This is a genomic window from Clostridium sp. Marseille-QA1073, assembly GCF_054863625.1.
The window spans coordinates 141,603-158,013 of the sequence record NZ_JBSVQM010000008.1 but is presented as its reverse complement, the minus strand read 5'-3'; the positions used below and the strand labels follow the sequence as shown (position 1 = coordinate 158,013).

Sequence of the window (16,411 nt, the reverse complement as noted above, 5' to 3'; positions counted from 1 at the left end):
TTAGCTATAAGCTATTTTTTATAATTTCTTTAAAATTATAGCAGTTAATTCCTGTACCTGTAAGAAATTTAATATCTTCTATTACTCCTAAAGAATTATTGTAATAAAATAAATTAACATTATAACCTACGCTTTTTAAATGTAAAAGTTCATCTTTCAATGTAGAAGTTAAATTGCAGGTAATTATACCTAAAAAACTTTTTCCTCCTAAGGAATTTAAGTTACTATTTATAAAGTCTACAAAGTCTCCTTCTCCATCACTATCGTGAAATAAAAAATACTCCATAATCCCACTAAAATCCATAGAGCTTTCCACTTCAAATCTTTTATTCTCAAAATTATTTATATATATTTTTGATTTTACCCCTAAGTTTGCAATTTTTTTTAATAAAGAGGCAGTGAAATCAATCATAAGTTCCTCTTTCGATTCTTCCTCTTTATTGGTAAAATCTATTTTCTTCATATTTAAAAACAAATTACATTGAGTACCTGAAATATAATCATAATTTTTTACATATAATTCTCCTTGTTTAGCACTAATCTTCCAATGAACTCTTTTAAGACTATCTCCTATTCTATATTGTCTTATATCTTTAATTAATGTTAAATCTTCTACTTTACTATCATTACTCAATAAGTTTTCTAGTTTTTCGCTACCGCCAAGTTGAAAAAACTTTATATTATAAATTTTAGGATATACCTTTACTCCTAGCTTATGATTTATATTCTTATTAAAAGTTATTATATTAAATAAATCCGTTATCCTAATTGTTGTTACTCCAAAATCATATATTCCTCTTTTATTAAAAGTAATGGTTTTTTTAATCCATTTATCACTATTTAGTTGAAGAAAAAATGCATCTCCCTTGTATATTTTAATTAAATTAGAAAATGTATTGTTTATTGTTTCCACATATGGTACGGGAATAAAACTTTTATTGCTAACAATTAGTGAAAATTCATCTTCATCACCAACACTATACTCTACTTCATTATGTTTTATTCTACATTGAATGCATTGTAATGATAAATATATATATAATATAGATATTAGAAGCATTATAAATAAGGCGTAAAAAACACTATAAGGAAGATTTCCCCCTGAAACTTTGGCAAAAATAAAAGAAATAATTATAAGTAATATAAATTTAATATTAACTTTAATCATATTTTTTCACCTTTGGTACTGGTATAGTTCTTAATATCTCAGAAACAATTTGTTCAGCATCAACCCTACTAGCTCTTGTGCTAGGACTTAATAGAATTCTATGACATAAAACCAATTTAGCATTTTCCTTTATATCTTCAGGAATTACGTAATTTCTACCTTTAATTAATGCAGTAGCTTGTGCAATTCTTTGCAGACTTAATGATGCTCTTATACTTGCCCCTAAAATCAAGCTTTTGTTATGTCTAGTAGCATTTACAATGCTTACTATATACTCATTTAATTCCTCGTTTATATAAACTTCCCTAACCTTATCTTGAAGCATTAAAATTTCTTCTCGAGTTATAATAGATTCTAGAGTTTCCAGTGGATTTTCTTTTCTATATATATCTAATATAGATGCTTCATCTAGTTCATTGGGGTACCCCATTTTAACTTTAATCATAAATCTATCAAGCTGTGCTTCTGGTAATGGGAAAGTACCTTCATATTCTATAGGATTTTGAGTTGCCATAACAATAAATGGTTTTTCTAAAATATAAGTTGTTATTCCTTCTGAAACCTGCTTTTCTTCCATAACCTCTAATAAAGCTGATTGAGTTTTAGGTGAAGTTCTATTTATTTCATCTCCTAATATAATGTTAGCGAATACAGGTCCTTTTTTAAATTCAAATTCATGATTTTTAGGATTATATATAGACACTCCTATAATATCTGACGGTAATAAATCTGGTGTGAATTGAATCCTACTATAAGTTAAATTTAAAGTTTTAGTTAGCGCTTTTACTAATGTTGTTTTCCCTACTCCTGGTACATCTTCAATTAGTATATGACCATCAGCCAAAATACCTTTCATTATATTATAAATTTCATTTTTCTTTCCTATAATTACTTTTTCAATATTATTTACTATACTCTCAATTAGTTGAATTTCTCTGTTCATAATAATACCCCCAATAAGCGAAAAATTCTGATTTATGTAAATCATATCATATTCTTATTCATTTTTGTGATCAGAGCACTTAAGCTATTACATAATTATACTATAAAAATTAAACTTACCATATGGTTATTTAAGTTATTTTTGGATAATATACACTATTTATTAATAGCTTAAATTTAATTTAAATATTTTAATATAATTATTCTTTTTTGTTCCCATATAAATATTTTCTTACTTGATCCTTTCAAATTGCTAAAAAAAGAAAAGTGAATTTTCACTTTTCTTAAAAATTACTTAATTTTATTTTAAAACTTCTCCTAACGAATCACTTTGAAAAGTATAATAACAATCTTTTCTATTGCTCTCATTAATATTTATACTATAAAGCTCCATTAAATCTTTTGAAACTTCAATTTTTTCTATTTTATATATATTAATACTTTTTAACAAAATACTATTATCATTATATTTTGCCAAGCTTTTCACTCCTTATAAAATAAACATAATACATAATAATTGTTTATTTATATATTATGTATTATGAAGTATTACAATCCTTTGTTACTTTTCATATGTAGAAAAATATACTAAAATACCTACTAATTTATTTGGAGAGATCTTTTAATGTTTTTTAACTAAAAATGCTCTAAATTTTTTAAAAAATTTAGAGCATTTTTAGTTAATTTTTTATTTTATTTTCCACAACCATTTATCCAAATATTAACAGTTTTACTATAAATCTTTGTTACTCCACAATTTGAACTACATTCGTGCTTATGTGAGGATTCATTATTTGATTCCAATCTTTTATCTATATTTTCTCCAAGTAATTCCTCTTCTAATAATTCTTCTTCACCTAGTATTTCTTTGTTTATATCACTCATATTATGCACCTCTTATACACATTTTTTAAATTCAACTTCAATACAGTGTGTAAATCTTAGTAATATATTGATAATATTTATTTTTTAATTCTTAAATTAACATGTAGTCATATCAATACTCACATTGGTTACCTACTCCATTGAAGATTAAGTATTTAAAGATATTTACACTTTATTAAAGATATTAACCTTATGTGAATATATGATTATATTTCCACAATCATTTTCAGCATTATTACATTTATTACAAGATTTACATTCACCATTATCTACTTTAATCTTATACTTTGGCCTACAGCAATCTTCATCATCTAGTAATATTAATAATAAAATCAATAAAAGTAATTCATTACAACACCACATTTATAACACCAACTTTTATAAACATAAGTTTTCTTTTCATATTCTAATATCAATATATTTTTAAAAAAAGAAAATGTTCTTAAATTTACATATAAATGTGCATTTTTTCTAAAAAATTGTAGAAATTTACAAAATATTTTATTCTTTAGAGTATATTTAAGCTTATTATATAATGTTGCTATATAAATATAGTATTTGCCATTTGTATATTAAATTTCTTCTTCCATAATGCCATGTATCGTGCTAACAATAAATTCAGGATAGCTAGCAGTAAATATTATTGTATTTTTTTCTTCTTTTTCTTCTATATTAAATAATATATATTTATTTTCTATTAATTTGTCATAATCAATTTTACTTAATAAAGTTATTTGCTTTTTATCTAAAGCTTCTATTAATTCACTTTTTTTTATTATTTTACATTCCTTAATGTCTATAAGGTCATAAACTTTTTCAATATTTTCATCTATACTAAAACATAGTTTATTGTAGTAAACTATAAAATTACAATCTTTATCTTGATCTATTCCATCATATCCTCCAATATATATGATATCACTTTTAAATATTAAACCTTCATTTCTATTCCTTTTAATAGATAACTTTAAATATAATACTGTTGCTATTAAAGTAATTAACGCTATCACAATTAATATGACTATTTTCATCATATAGGCCCCCCTTCTTTCTTGGCTTCTGCGCTATGTAATTATAATATAGTTATAATACAACAAAATTAAAAATCTCTAAGAAACTCCTTAGAGATTTATTACATTCCTACTCTAACTATATTATTTGTTGCTCTATATTTATCCTTTGAAACAAGCTTTTTTTCTATTAATTTTCCATCCTCATAAATATATTTATAAACATTAACTATATATCCATTTTTCCCTACCTTTTCTACATATCTTTTTCCTTTTTGAAGGTTGTTATCATATTTTATTTTATCCATAGGTTTTAAAACCTCCGAAATTTCACTTTCAATCTTATAGCTTTTCTTTTTCATCTTGTTATTAGAGTATATATCAAAAGACAAGGTATTGTTTTTAGTGTACCCATGAATATATATAGGATAAGGTAGATTATTTTTAAATTTTAAATCTGTAGTACCATAATTCACAGTAGCATCTTGTCCTAAAGGTACATAGGTAATATAAAGACTATGAGGTCTTCTTTCTACTACTTCTAAATCAGACCTTATAACTGCATTATAAAGGGTAGTAGAAACTTGACAAATCCCTCCACCTAAGCCATCTATAAACTCATCACCCATAATCACAGAAGCTTTCTCATATCCCTTACTATAGGTTCTTTCACCTACAATATTATTAAAACTGAAAATTTCGCCTGGCATTATTACTGTACCATCAATTGCATTAGTAGCTAACCTTATATTGTTTGATCTCTCACTGGAAGAACTATTAAAATTGGTACTACAACTTGTTATGCTTGTATTAATTTTTGAAAGTTCTTCTCTAGTACGCCTTGGCTTAACTTCATTAATGGTAGCATGAATAATTATATTCTCTATATCTAGATTAGTATTTATATTTTTAATTATATCTTTTTTTAATAAATCTCTATCTAATTTTTTACCTTTTATTTCATCTGATATTTGAAATTCTCCATTATTAATCAGTTTAATTTTACTATCAACAGCTTTTACATTTATTTGACTCTCAATTTTAGCTATAATACCATCTATAGCTTGTTCATTAAAAGTCAATTCAACTTTAATATTTATATAGTTTGGTTTAGTAATAATGAACATCTTCTTAAATATATTAAAATCTCTACCATAGGCAAAAGCTTCACTTAGTGCCTTGTCAACATTGAATTTAACCCCTAACTCCATATAATCTGTCCTATATATTTCATCTTCTACTAATATTTCTAATGTTTTATTATATATTTTTTCTTCTAAATCTTTATGTAAAACTACCTTACTTTCTTCTATCTTTAGATCATATACAGGAATATTTTCAACATGTACATTAGGATATATTAATTTATCATATTTTCTTATCGTGAAAAAACTAAAAGATAAAATTCCGCAAAATATAAAAAGAATTATAATTAATGTTGTTGATAGTATTTTATTTTTCACATAATACACCTCCACAATTAATTATATGAATGTATTTATAGATTAAGCATAAAGAAAATAGAAAAATAGTTTTCTATCTATAACAAAACATAGATTTTTTTACTTCCTTATGATAATATTAAAAACAATGATACTATTAATAAATGGCATTAAATACATATATTACAATTAAGGGGTGTTATTATGTACAATATAGAAGACATTAAAAATTATCTAAAAAATATATTATTAATACCAAGTCCATCTGGATATTCTGCAAAAATAATGAGTTATATAAAAAGTGAACTAGACAAACTAAATATAGAATATAAAACTACAAATAAGGGTGCAATTATTGCTACAATAAAGGGTAAAAACAATGAATATCAAAAAACCTTATCTGCTCATGTAGATACTTTAGGAGCTATGGTTAGCGGCATAAAAAGCAATGGAAAATTATCTTTAACTCCACTAGGTGGATATATGATGTCATCAATTGAAGGTGAAAATTGCACTATTGAAACTGTTTATGGTAAAACTTTTGAAGGTACAATTCAAACTATAAAACCATCTGTTCACATTAGTGGTTCAGAAGCTAAAGACTTAAAAAGAACAGCTGAAAATATGGAAGTAATTTTAGATGAGAAGGTATGCTCTAAAGAAGATGTTAAAAATTTAGGAATTGAAATTGGAGATTTTATATGCTTTGATACAAGAACTAGATTTACTGAAAGTGGATTTATAAAATCAAGACACTTAGATGATAAAGCTAGTGTAGGAATATTATTATACACATTAAAATATATTGTAGAAAATAAAATAGAGCTTCCTCATACAATAAACATATTTATAAGTAATTATGAAGAAATAGGCCATGGAGCTTCTTCTGCAATACCTGAAAATACAAAAGAATTTATTGCTGTTGATATGGGTTGTCCTGGACTTGAACAAAATTCTACAGAATATGCCTGCTGTATAGCTGCTAAAGATTCATCTGGTCCTTATGACGTAGAATTAAGAGTAAGATTAACAGAGCTTTGCAAAGCTCATAATATAGACTATAGAATTGATGTATACCCTAACTATGGTTCTGATGCTTCTGCAGCATTAAGAGCAGGATATGATATTAAAACTGCATTAATTGGAGCTGGAATATTTGCTTCCCATGGATATGAAAGAACCCATATGGATTCTATTTTAGCTACAGTAGATTTAATAATTAAATATGTTCAAGAAAAAGTTAAATAGAAAAAGTAGTGGTAATTGAAGTACACCTCAAAAGTTAGATCTAAAAATTTAACTTTTGGAGGTGTATTTTTATGGCCAAATATAGTTTTAATCAAACTAATTTCTTTGATAGATTTTCTAATAAAAGCGACTGTACTACGTGAAAAAAAATCAAATGAAAACTTCTCTTATAAAAAAGAAGTATTAGTAATTCGCCATTGTCGATTTTCAATTATATAAGGTAAAAATTCAAATAATTGGATAACATAATTCTAATAAATGCATAGATTAAATTTGTAAGTAATATATATTTACTTTGATAAATTTAAAACAAACAATGAATATTATATATTTTTTGTTAATAAGCTTTACATCTGTAGCATTTTAAATTATGATAATACAATTAAAGGAGGTGTTTCTATGATTAGCTTAAGCAAAACTCCTTACATTCCATCAATGACTATTAAGGAAACTCAAAAGGCAATCAAGGAAATAAAAGTATTCTATGAAAAAAATTTAGCTAAAACTCTTAATCTTTCTAGAGTTTCAGCACCACTATTTGTGAGAAAATCATCAGGACTTAATGATACATTAAATGGAGTTGAAAGACCTGTGTCTTTTGACATACTTCATACTGGTGAAGAATTAGAAATTGTCCAGTCGCTTGCAAAGTGGAAACGACTTGCTCTTCACGAATATGATTTTCAAGTTGAAGAAGGTCTTTATACTAATATGAACGCCATTAGAAGAGACGAGCATCTAGACAATATTCATTCTATCTATGTAGATCAATGGGATTGGGAAAAAATTATAGATAAATCTTCAAGGAATTTAGACTATCTTAAAAATACTGTAACAAGTATTTATTCTGTATTTCAAGATACAGAAAACTACCTTTTTGAAAAATATCCTCATTTAGGTAAAAAGCTTCCATCTAAAATAACCTTTATTACTTCTCAAGAATTAGAAGATGAATACCCTAATTTATCATCTAAGGAAAGAGAAAATCTTGCCTCTAAAGAATATGGTGCAATTTTTATCATTGGAATCGGAAAAGAGTTAGCTTCAGGAAAAAAACATGATAATCGTGCAGCAGACTATGATGACTGGGAATTAAATGGAGACATTATCTTTTGGAATCCAATGCTTGAAGAAGGTTTAGAACTTTCTTCTATGGGTATAAGAGTAGACAGTGCTGCTTTAGACCATCAACTTAGAGTTACAAACTCAGATTTTAAAAGAGACTTTCAATTCCATAGTTCAATACTTAAGGATGAACTTCCTTATACCATTGGTGGAGGTATAGGTCAATCTAGAATGTGTATGTATTTTTTAAACAAGATACATATTGGTGAAGTACAATCCTCAATTTGGCCTTTAGATATGATAGATGAATGTAAAAAACACAATATACATTTATTGTAAAAGCCATTTATTATTGCTACTAAAAATATATTTCAGAGAACAGTAAATTATCTTTTTAAAACTATTATGTAATAAATTACGGCATAATAGTCTTAAATTATTTTTATATCTGTTCTCCATGGTTATTATTATAATTCTAATTTTTTATGTTCTTCTCTGAAGTAAAAAATCGTGACTCCTAGTCACGATTTTTCATAAATAATTTGCTTTTTATAACATATAGATTTATATTATAAAGCTATATATTAACTTGATTTTTTAAGTTTTCTCTTCCAGCTAGGTGTTAGTAATTCTTCAATAATGTTACTCATCACTGCCACCCCACATAATTTCTCTTCTTCATCTATTACCGGTAATGAATAAAGTTCATATTTTACTGAAAGTTGAACAGCTTTTTCTATATCATCACTGTCTTTTACTAGTAGAACTTTTGTATTCATTATAGATTTTAATTTTGAATTAGGATCTGCTAAAATTAAATCTCTTAAAGATATAAAACCTTGAAGTCTTTCATTCTGATCTACTATATAAATGTAATGTGCAACCTCATCATCTGGCTTTAGCGCTCTTAAAATATCAATGGTTTCACTAGCAGTTATATCAATATTTATAGAAATGAAGTCAGTGTTCATTATGCTACCTACCATTTCATCTTCATATTCCATAAGATCCCTTATCTCTAGCTCATCTTCATTATCAATATTTATTAATAAATTTTCTTTAGTTTCATCATCCATATCTTCTAAAATATCAGCAATTTCATCATTAGGCATAACATCTAATATTTCTTTTGCCTTTCCACTACTAAGATTTTTTAAAATATCTATTTGGATTTCCGTTTCTAATTCTTCTAGCGTATCTGCTGCAAAATCATTTCTTAAGCTTTCAAATATTTTTCTTCTATCCTCTGAAGATAATCCCTCAATAATTTCTGCAAGTTCTACAGGATGAAGTTCTGTAAGTTTCTTATATGGTTCACTAAGTCTTAATCTATCATCAATCATTTCTATAGATTGAACACTTTCCCAAGTTATAGAATCATCTTTTACTTCCTTATTTATAAATCTACAAAATCCTTTGACTAGGCTTTCCATTCCAAATCTTCTAGATAAAGATAGTAATCCAGATTCCACTTCTAAAACTCTTATTTCTCCTGCTGTCTTTATCATCTTTAAATCATTAACTTTAATAACTTTTTTGCCATTAATATCAACAATTTGTTTATCTAAAAGATTTTTAGATAGGAGATAGGAGTACCTTCTAGGGATAATATCTTTTGCTCCTATAACCTTTACCACATAAGCTGATTTTTCTTTATAAATATCTATATTTCTAAATTCAAAGTTTAACAATTCTTTGCCTTTTTTAATCTTGTAGCCTATAGCTCTTGGATATCCTGATTCTGTAGTTACATATATATCTATTAATCTACCTATATTATCATCTAATTCATCATAAATATAGGCATTTAAAATATTACTTAAAAAGAATTCATTTAGCTTTTTCATAGATATTCCTCCTCTTACCAGAGAAATATCTATTATCTTTTTGAACAGAAAGTTATTAAATCATAGATATTTCTCTGAAACCTATTTAATTTTAATTTTGACTCTCTAGTTCGAGGGCCACTTTCCATTCAAACTCACCACCTAAAATAAATTTAAATTAAAATTTTTCTTATAGAAAATATATTTATACACAATAAAAAGCTCACTTAAATAAAGTGAGATCTCTAGCTATAAAACTATGTTTGAGCTTTAGCACTATATAGCTTTGGACATTATGCCAGCTACATTAAGTAAAACCTTGGTTCGGTAGTACCTGTTAACCCATTGGCATCTCTCGATGTTTCGGGGCAGTAGCGTATATCTATATAGGAGCCTCACCTAACGTTAATTATTTAAATTGTTTAACTTAATTAAATCATATAAAATATCTTCTACTATATTATACAATAAATAACTTTAAATGTAACCCTATCAGTAGCTAATTTAATAAGATTTTGATGAAATATTAATAAGATTGTTGATTAATCAATGCACAATTCAAAATTCACAATGCACAATTAAGGTTGAAATTATTTTTAGGCAAAATAATTTTTTTAATGAATTTTTTACTAGCAATGTAATTGCTGGTTACTCCACCTCAGGGGAACAGTAGTGAAGCCATTTAGGGTTCCTCTGAGGTACAGTATAGGTTGGAACTCAAATCAATTAATTTACACTAGAACTTTGGAGATAAACAAATTAATTATAATATCGTTTAATAATGCAGATGTAGTGCTATATCCTACTGCACCCCAGAGCTCTAAACAGAAATAGTTACAGATTTAAATCTTATAACTACTTTAATTTTATTTAAATTTGTAATTATGTTATAGACCGCAGGGGTGTAAGTTAATATTGAGAAATATCCATAATTATGAATTTTGCATTGTAAATTGAAATACTTAAGGTTGTAGCTATATTCAGCTATACATTAATTTTTAAAGTAGTTTGTCTATAAAATAAAGTGGTGACTAACTCACCACTTTATTTTATTTTTCTATTTCTTTATGGTCTACTTTTTCATCTTTATTTTGCATTTCCTCAGCTTTACTTTTAAATAAATCATTTATATTCACTCCAGTTAATGCATTAACAGTTTCCGGAAGGGAACTCATTATGTCAGTTACATACTTAGTAACCTTTGAAGCCCCTTTTCCATTTCCCTCTCCACTATCTATAATAACAATTTTCTCAGTTTTTGATAATGGATCTGCAACTGCTTTTGCTATATCTGGTAACTTATCTATTATCATTTGAGTAACTGCAGCATCATTATACATTTTAAAAGCTTCTGCTTTTTTCATCATTGCCTCCGCCTCTGCACGTCCTTTTTCTCGTATAATATCTACTTCTGCCATACCTTGAAGTTTTAATGCTTCTGCTTTAGCTTTACCTTCAAGTTCTATGGCTCTTGCTCTAGCCTCAGCATCAGCAATTTCTTTAAATTTAACTGCCTCTGCCTCTTTTTCTTGTTTGTATTTATTAGCATCTGCTTGTTTTTTAATCGTTGCTTCAAGCTCTCTTTCCTTTCTTAAAGATTCTTGAGTTGCAATTTCTATTTCTCTTTCCTTCTTAACAAGCTCTATCTTCATATTTTCATCAGCAAGTTCTCTTTCTTTTTGTTTTCTTAATATTTCAACTTGCATTTGTGTTTCTGTAACTTCTTTTTGAACTTTGTTACTTTCAATTTGATATGCAAGGTCTGATGCAGCCTTTGCACTTTCTTGTTCTTTTCTATAAGCTTGAACTTTCAATTCTTTTTCTTTGTTAGATTCAGCAATTTGAGTTTCTGCAAGTATTTTAGCCGCCTCTCCTTCTCTATAAGCTTGAGAAGTTTTTATATGAGTTTCTTTTTGTGCCTCTGCCTGAGCTATATCAGCATCTCTTTTAACTTGAGCAACTCTTGGACGACCTAAATTAACTAAATAGTTATCATTATCAGATAAGTCCTTAATAGTAAAAGCTTTAATTTCTAATCCTAACTCTGCCAAATCTACCGCTGCAACTTCTTGAACTCGAGAAACAAATTTTTCTCTATCTTTATATATTTCTTCAACTGTCAGTTTTGAAATAATTTCTCTTAACTTACCTTCCAGTACATCCTTCGCAGTATCCTTAATATTTATTATAGTATTAGCTTCATTGCCAGTATTAAATTGTTCTATTGCAGATAAAATAGATTCTGTTGTAGATTTAACTTTAACAATAGCTACTCCATCTGCTATTATTCCAACACCCTGCTCTGTTAAAGCTCCGTCAGTTCGTACATCAATTTTCATATTCTCTAAAGATATAATATCAGTTCTTTCTAGTAGAGGAAAAACAAATCCTCCTGCTCCGCTAATTACTCTCTTCTTAAGACCAGTTACTACCAATGCCTTATCTTGAGGCACTCTCTTCCATAGTGAAAATAATAATAAGATTAGTAATAATAATACTCCTAAAATTATAAGAGGAATAAAAAAAGGTGAATTCATGATTATTGCTCCTTTATATTAATAATTTTACAATTTTTCCACATAAAATACCTGATTTTCAATTTTTTTTATACATACTAGAGTATTTACATCTAATTGCTTTAAATTTATTTCTTTAGCTGGCGAAGTCATTTTAACTCCATTATATACGTAAGATATTCGCCCAAAACCATTTTCATATATCGTTGTAGTAACCACTGCCTTTTCACCAATTAATCTTTCTGTTTTCATATCAAAGCTTTCTTCTATTTTCTTAAGTGGCTTTATTATAAATTTATTAATAATTTTAGATATCCCTAATCCTAAAGCTATAGATATTACTAATGTATAATACCATTTGAAATCCTTTTCACTTAAATACATGCCGCATCCAGTAAAAACTGTTAAAAAAGCCATTATACAAGTTCCATTAATATGCATAACATTTGCTAATAAATCATTGGGCAAATCTACTCCGTCTAGATTTAACCCATCGAAAACTCCTCCTAATATAAACATAAAACCTACATATAAAATACAAAATATAAATCCTTTTTTATATATTTCAAATGCCATTCACATCACCCTTCTAAAATATTACATAATAATATCAATTTGACTTTATAACATATCTTTATATAAATATCCATACATAATTTCCTCAATACATCTCATACTAAAATAAGAAATCAAAATTTTAAAATAAAGGAGTGATATATAATGAATAAAGAAAGAGAAAAATTTGATGTAAGTAATCCTAAAGGTACACCTTATGTTAAAATGAAAATTGATGATTATGTAGATCCTAGTTTAACTAATCTTAATGAAGATAAGGACTTAAAGGATGAAATTTCTAATAATGGTCTTCCAACTAAAGGTCAAGTTAATAATGCTAATACTTCTATTCAAGATTTAGTTGAAGGATTAAATTATGAGTACGATGATCCTAGAAAATAGTTAAAATTTCATCTTTCATAATAACTATAACTTTAAGAACAAACTATTCATCTCCTAAAGATAACTAGTCATTATGACATAAATATTCTTTTCATATTTGACTAGTTATTTCATTTCACATTTGAAAACAATTAGTTCTAAACTATATAGGACGTTTTTTTGTTTTATTATTTTAAAATCATATTTTAGAACTTAAATTCATGTTTTTAAATAAAAATGTATATTTACCCTTAGTTATCTATTATATATTATATAATTAAGTCTATTATAGAAAATTAATTCTATATTTAAATTAAAACTCCTTCATATCTGTAGTATATTTCCATTATATGATTAATTCCCCTATAGTTATCCTCATTTTAAATAATTTATAAGAATATATTGTTATTCATATTTTTTAATACTTGTGTTAATATTAGGCTATGTTTTAAATTTTACTTAAAATTAAAATATTTTATAATAAATTATTAACAAAAGATAATTATTAATAGATTATACTATCTCTATGGAGGACTTTATATGAAATTAAATACAGAATTTTTACCTATAAATAAAGAAGATATGAAAAAGCGAAATATAGAACAGTTAGACTTCATTATCATTACTGGTGATGCTTACATAGACCATCCTTCCTTTGGTACAGCCATTATAGGAAGGGTTTTAGAAAGTGAAGGATATACTGTTGGAATAATAGCTCAACCTAATTGGAATAGTGTTGATGATTTTAAAAAATTAGGAGAACCTAAATATGGCTTTTTAATAAACTCTGGTAATATTGATTCTATGGTTAATCATTACACTGTTTTTAAGAAAAGAAGAAGTGATGATCTATACTCTCCTGGTGGAAAATCAGGATATAGGCCAAATAGAGCAGTTATTGTTTACAGCAATAGAGCAAGAGAGGCCTATAAAAATGTTCCAATAATTATTGGTGGTATTGAGGCTAGCCTTAGGAGATTTGCTCACTATGACTATTGGGATGATAAGGTTAGAAAAAGTATCCTTATGGATTCTAAAGCAGATTTATTAATATATGGTATGGGTGAAAGACCTATATTAGAAGTAGCTAAATTTTTAAGCTATGGAAGTTCTGTAGAAAGATTACATCATGTAAGGGGCACATCTTATATAACTAAAGATATCTCTAATATTAAAGACTACATTCTACTTCCTTCTTTTGAAGAAGTTTCTACGAATAAAAGAGCCTATGCTAAAAGCTACAAGCTCTATTCAAAAGAGCAAGATTCTATATGGGGAAAAACTTTAATTGAACCTTATGGTGATAGATATGTGGTACAAACCCCTCCTCAACACCCACTAACAGAAGAAGAAATGGATAGAGTTTATAATCTTCCATATACAAGAACCTATCATCCAATTTATGAACCTATGGGAGGAATCCCTGCATTACAAGAGGTTAAATTTTCAATTACAAGTCATAGAGGTTGCTTTGGAAGTTGTTCTTTTTGCGCCCTAACATATCATCAAGGGAGAGTAATACAAAATAGAAGTCAGCAATCTATAATAGATGAAGCCAAACTTTTAACTGAAGATAGTAATTTTAAAGGGTATATTCATGATATTGGTGGACCTACTGCTAATTTTAGACATAGAGCTTGTAAAAAGCAACTGAAACATGGAGTATGTAAAGATAGACAATGCATGTTCCCTACTCCTTGCAAAAATTTAATTGTAGATCATAGCGAATATTTAAGTCTTTTAAGAAAAGTAAGATCTCTTCCTAAAATAAAAAAAGTATTTATTCGTTCTGGCATACGCTATGATTATTTAATGGAAGATAGAAATACAAAATTTTTTCATGAGCTTTGTGAACATCATATCAGCGGGCAACTTAAAGTGGCCCCAGAACATATAAGTGATAAAGTATTATCACAAATGGGTAAACCTAAAAAGCAGGTTTATGATAGTTTTAAAAAGAAATATGCAGACATAAATAAAAAATTAGGAAAAAATCAATTTGTTGTTCCATATTTAATGTCTAGCCATCCTGGTAGTGATATAAATGCAGCTATTGAACTTGCAGAATATATTAAAACTATGGGACATATGCCAGAACAAGTACAAGATTTCTATCCAACTCCTGGAAGCCTTTCAACTACTATATATTACACTGGTATAAACCCTATAACTGAAAAAGAAGTTTATGTACCTAAAGAACATAAAGAAAAAAGTATGCAAAGAGCACTTCTACAGTTTCAAAATCCTGAGAATCATGCCTTGGTTAAAAGTGCACTAATTAAAGCAAATAGAAGTGACTTAATTGGATTTGGATCAAATTGCTTAATTGCCCCTAGGCCTATAAAAAAACAAGGTTATCAAGGAAAAAATAAAGTGCAAAAGCAAGATACTAGTAAAAAATCCTATAAAAATAAAAAAGTTTAAAATCATCAAAAAGGGCAAAAAAATTGTAGTAGTTTTTTTGATAATTTTAAAAATACTAATTAATATTATTTTTAATTAAGTGTAATTGCATAAAAATAGAAAAAATATGTCTTAATCTTAAAAGAATAAATATTTAAGTTATCTGTATTTTATTACGCAAAAAATAAAAACATTAAAATTTCATTGCTGATAGCAATGAAATTTTAATGTTTTCTTTAATTTGAATAGAAAATAAGCCGTTTTTTAGATAATTTTAAAAATTATTTTGAAAAAACTTCTTTTTTATAATTTTGTCTAAATTTTTCTAATCCATAAACCATAGTTATTACCCATAATATCTCACCAACTAACTTTACTCCAAAAACCTCATATCTACTATTGTTAAAAGTACTGAAGCAAGTGTTAGTAAGGACGATATCAGTATTAATAATGAGCCTAATTTATTTGAATATTTATATCCACAAGCTCTAATTCCCATAGCAAAATATATTGTATTTATTATACATAATATTAAGTACATATTATAATCTTTTTCAAGTATTATAGTATATCCATATAATTCTGATAAAGTTGTTTTTATTGGTGCTTTTACTGCTACAAATAAATAAATCACTAAAAATATTGTACTTATAAAGTAAAAATAGTTAAGTTTAATTTTATTATTTCTAGAGAAAATATAAATACATATAAATCCTATTATTGGTAAATAAACTATTTCTAAAAACATTATTGGCTTTAACAAGTACATATATAGTGGCCTTTGATTCAAATATAGGAGTAAAAGTGAAATATATCTTAATATTACTAAAATTAAGGCCATTACTGTTATATGCTTTATTTTTTCAGGTGCATAGCTTATAGAAGTAGTAATTCCCTCATAGATTAGCATTATCATTCCCAATATACATGCTAAATAAATATATCCTACCAAGTTATCGTCTCCATTTCA

Annotated in this window: 15 protein-coding genes and 1 riboswitch; of the genes, 4 read left to right on the top strand and 11 right to left on the bottom strand. The window is 26.6% G+C overall.

Annotation, left to right across the window (positions count from 1 at the left end):
• Positions 1–4 precede the first annotated feature (4 nt).
• The 7 genes from ACY1IQ_RS09645 to ACY1IQ_RS09615 all read right to left on the bottom strand — a co-directional run bounded on the left by ACY1IQ_RS09645 (position 5) and on the right by ACY1IQ_RS09615 (position 5,468).
• Positions 5–1,168 (bottom strand): DUF58 domain-containing protein, encoded by a 1,164-nt coding sequence (locus ACY1IQ_RS09645; RefSeq protein ID WP_461613744.1) that lies wholly within the window; start codon positions 1,166–1,168, stop codon positions 5–7.
• The gene (locus ACY1IQ_RS09640) at positions 1,161–2,111 is read right to left on the bottom strand and encodes an AAA family ATPase (protein WP_461613743.1); all 951 of its coding nucleotides are present in this window, start codon (positions 2,109–2,111) and stop codon (positions 1,161–1,163) included. Before ACY1IQ_RS09640 ends, ACY1IQ_RS09645 begins: the two co-directional genes overlap by 8 nt.
• A 300-nt stretch (positions 2,112–2,411) precedes the next feature.
• Positions 2,412–2,588, bottom strand: coding sequence for a hypothetical protein (locus ACY1IQ_RS09635; protein WP_461613742.1), 177 nt, complete (start codon positions 2,586–2,588; stop codon positions 2,412–2,414).
• Positions 2,589–2,803: 215 nt separating this feature from the next.
• The gene (locus tag ACY1IQ_RS09630; RefSeq protein ID WP_461613741.1) at positions 2,804–2,995 is read right to left on the bottom strand and encodes a hypothetical protein; all 192 of its coding nucleotides are present in this window, start codon (positions 2,993–2,995) and stop codon (positions 2,804–2,806) included.
• A 165-nt stretch (positions 2,996–3,160) separates the two neighbouring features.
• Entirely contained in the window at positions 3,161–3,358 is a 198-nt protein-coding gene (locus ACY1IQ_RS09625; RefSeq protein ID WP_461613740.1) for a hypothetical protein, read from the bottom strand.
• Between the two features lie 209 nt (positions 3,359–3,567).
• Positions 3,568–4,029, bottom strand: coding sequence for a hypothetical protein (locus ACY1IQ_RS09620; protein ID WP_461613739.1), 462 nt, complete (start codon positions 4,027–4,029; stop codon positions 3,568–3,570).
• A gap of 98 nt (positions 4,030–4,127) precedes the next feature.
• The gene (locus ACY1IQ_RS09615) at positions 4,128–5,468 is read right to left on the bottom strand and encodes a VanW family protein (protein WP_461613738.1); all 1,341 of its coding nucleotides are present in this window, start codon (positions 5,466–5,468) and stop codon (positions 4,128–4,130) included.
• 183 nt (positions 5,469–5,651) lie between these two features.
• Here ACY1IQ_RS09615 and ACY1IQ_RS09610 point away from each other — a divergent pair, with 183 nt between their 5' ends.
• Together ACY1IQ_RS09610 and asnA are read left to right on the top strand one after the other, a co-directional pair.
• Complete coding sequence (locus ACY1IQ_RS09610) at positions 5,652–6,695, top strand: M42 family metallopeptidase (protein WP_461613737.1); 1,044 nt, start codon at positions 5,652–5,654, stop codon at positions 6,693–6,695.
• Between the two features lie 399 nt (positions 6,696–7,094).
• Entirely contained in the window at positions 7,095–8,099 is a 1,005-nt protein-coding gene (asnA, locus tag ACY1IQ_RS09605) for an aspartate--ammonia ligase (protein WP_461613736.1), read from the top strand.
• 245 nt (positions 8,100–8,344) lie between these two features.
• On the opposite strand, the gene ACY1IQ_RS09600 is transcribed toward asnA, so the two are convergent.
• The 3 genes from ACY1IQ_RS09600 to ACY1IQ_RS09590 all read right to left on the bottom strand — a co-directional run bounded on the left by ACY1IQ_RS09600 (position 8,345) and on the right by ACY1IQ_RS09590 (position 12,678).
• On the bottom strand, positions 8,345–9,607 hold the full coding sequence (locus tag ACY1IQ_RS09600) for a magnesium transporter MgtE N-terminal domain-containing protein (RefSeq protein ID WP_461613735.1): 1,263 nt from the start codon (positions 9,605–9,607) through the stop codon (positions 8,345–8,347).
• Between the two features lie 226 nt (positions 9,608–9,833).
• Positions 9,834–10,000, bottom strand: a riboswitch (M-box (ykoK) riboswitch).
• 635 nt (positions 10,001–10,635) lie between these two features.
• Entirely contained in the window at positions 10,636–12,123 is a 1,488-nt protein-coding gene (locus ACY1IQ_RS09595) for a flotillin family protein (RefSeq protein ID WP_461613734.1), read from the bottom strand.
• A 27-nt stretch (positions 12,124–12,150) separates the two neighbouring features.
• A complete protein-coding gene (locus ACY1IQ_RS09590; RefSeq protein WP_461613733.1) occupies positions 12,151–12,678 on the bottom strand; it encodes an NfeD family protein in 528 nt (175 codons plus the stop codon).
• Positions 12,679–12,822: 144 nt separating this feature from the next.
• Here ACY1IQ_RS09590 and ACY1IQ_RS09585 point away from each other — a divergent pair, with 144 nt between their 5' ends.
• The gene (locus ACY1IQ_RS09585) at positions 12,823–13,059 is read left to right on the top strand and encodes a hypothetical protein (RefSeq protein WP_461613732.1); all 237 of its coding nucleotides are present in this window, start codon (positions 12,823–12,825) and stop codon (positions 13,057–13,059) included.
• Positions 13,060–13,578: 519 nt separating this feature from the next.
• Positions 13,579–15,462 (top strand): YgiQ family radical SAM protein, encoded by a 1,884-nt coding sequence (locus tag ACY1IQ_RS09580; protein WP_461613731.1) that lies wholly within the window; start codon positions 13,579–13,581, stop codon positions 15,460–15,462.
• Between the two features lie 352 nt (positions 15,463–15,814).
• Here ACY1IQ_RS09580 and ACY1IQ_RS09575 read toward each other — a convergent pair whose 3' ends face one another.
• Positions 15,815–16,393 carry a hypothetical protein gene (locus tag ACY1IQ_RS09575; RefSeq protein ID WP_461613730.1) on the bottom strand — a complete coding sequence of 193 codons (579 nt, stop codon included), beginning with the start codon at positions 16,391–16,393 and terminating at the stop codon, positions 15,815–15,817.
• Between the last annotated feature and the right edge of the window lie 18 nt (positions 16,394–16,411).